Below are 1,585 nucleotides of genomic sequence, written 5' to 3'. Positions count from 1 at the left end.
ACTGGGATTACATCATTGTCGGTGGCGGCTCGGCTGGTTGCGTGCTCGCCAATCGTCTGAGTGAGAACACGAGCGTCAAGGTATTACTCCTTGAGGCGGGGCCGCGCGACCGGTCGATGTGGATCAATATTCCCGCAGCATTCGCCACGCCCGTGCTGAGAAAAACGTTCAGTTGGAATTTTCAGGTCGATTCTGATGATGGTGCGGCCACCGAGCGTCTTCCGTTTGCCAGCGGGCGCGGGCTTGGCGGCTCAAGTTTAATCAACGGGATGCTCTATGTGCGCGGCCAGCCCCTTGACTATGACAAGTGGAGCCAACTCGGCAATCGGGGCTGGTCCTACGAAGACGTGCTGCCGTACTTCAAGAAATCGGAGTATTACCAGGGAGACGACGACGACTCGCGCGGCAAGTACGGTCCACTCAATGTAGGCGAGATCAGGGAGCACCATGTCCTTGGCGACGCGTTCATAAGCGCTGCCAAGTCCAGTGGGTTTTCGCACAACCGAGACTACAACAACGGTCGGCAGGAAGGCTTCGGCTATCTTCAGGCGACGATCAAGAACGGGTGCCGTTGGTCGGCGGCTCGCGCCTTCCTGGACCCAGCGCGCAGACGGCCCAATTTGCACATCGAGACCGGTGCTTTGGTCAATCGCATCTTGCTCGAGGGCAAACGGGCTGTCGGGGTGTCTTATACTCTGCACGGGAACCCTCGCGAGGCGCGCTGCAGAGGAGAAGTGATCGTCTCTTGTGGCACGATCCAGTCGCCGGGCGTGCTGGAGCTTTCCGGCATCGGTCAGCCAGAAGTCCTCAAGAAGTGTGGCATCGACGTACACCATGAACTGAAAGGCGTCGGTGAAAACTATCGCAACCACTGTTTCGTGAACATGACCTGGCGCATCAATCAGCCAATTACATTCAACGAGCGGGCGCGGGGCTTGCGGCTGTTGGGCGAGACCATCCGATACTATGCAAATGGCACCGGAGTGCTCACCCAGCCAGCGGCCCTGGTGACTGGATTCGTGCGCGCGCTGCCCGAGGCGCAGACGGCTGATGTCCAGTTCCATATGTCGCCCGCGACCTTCGATCCGGCTCGGCGGGGACGGCTCGAGAAAGAGCCCGGAATGACCGTCGCGATTAACCAGTGTCGACCTGATTCGCAGGGCTCCATCCATATAGGGTCACCAATTCCCGGCAGCGAGCCTGCCATTCAGCCGAATTATTTGTCTGCAAAGATTGACCGCGACTGCATTGTCGCGGGCATGCAGATCGCGCACAACATCATGCAGAATCCCGCCATCGCTAAATTCATCGATTGTGAGCTATCCCCAGGCGGGAAGTTGAACAGCTATGAAGAATGGCTCGCCTTCGCCCGTAGACCTCGACGGGGAATGCACCACTACGTCGGAACTTGCAAGATGGGCAACGATCCGATGGCCGTCGTTGATCAGCGCCTTCGTGTCCACGGAATCATCGGGCTGCGCGTCATCGATGCCTCGATCATGCCGACGGTGCCGTCCGGAAATACCTATGCGCCGACGCTAATGGTGGCTGAGAAGGGCGCCGACATGATCATGGAAGACGCAAA

Annotated in this window: 1 protein-coding gene; it reads left to right on the top strand. The window is 58.6% G+C overall.

The features are described 5' to 3' along the window. The coding region (locus IVA79_RS04360; protein WP_247550648.1) for a GMC family oxidoreductase N-terminal domain-containing protein at positions 1-1,585 on the top strand (1,585 nt) is incomplete at both ends.

It is taken from the genome of Bradyrhizobium sp. 138 (genome assembly GCF_023074075.1).
In the GTDB taxonomy this organism is placed as follows: Bacteria; Pseudomonadota; Alphaproteobacteria; order Rhizobiales; family Xanthobacteraceae; genus Bradyrhizobium.
Note: the sequence above shows the minus strand (reverse complement) of the source record. Positions and strands in the feature narration are given on the sequence as shown.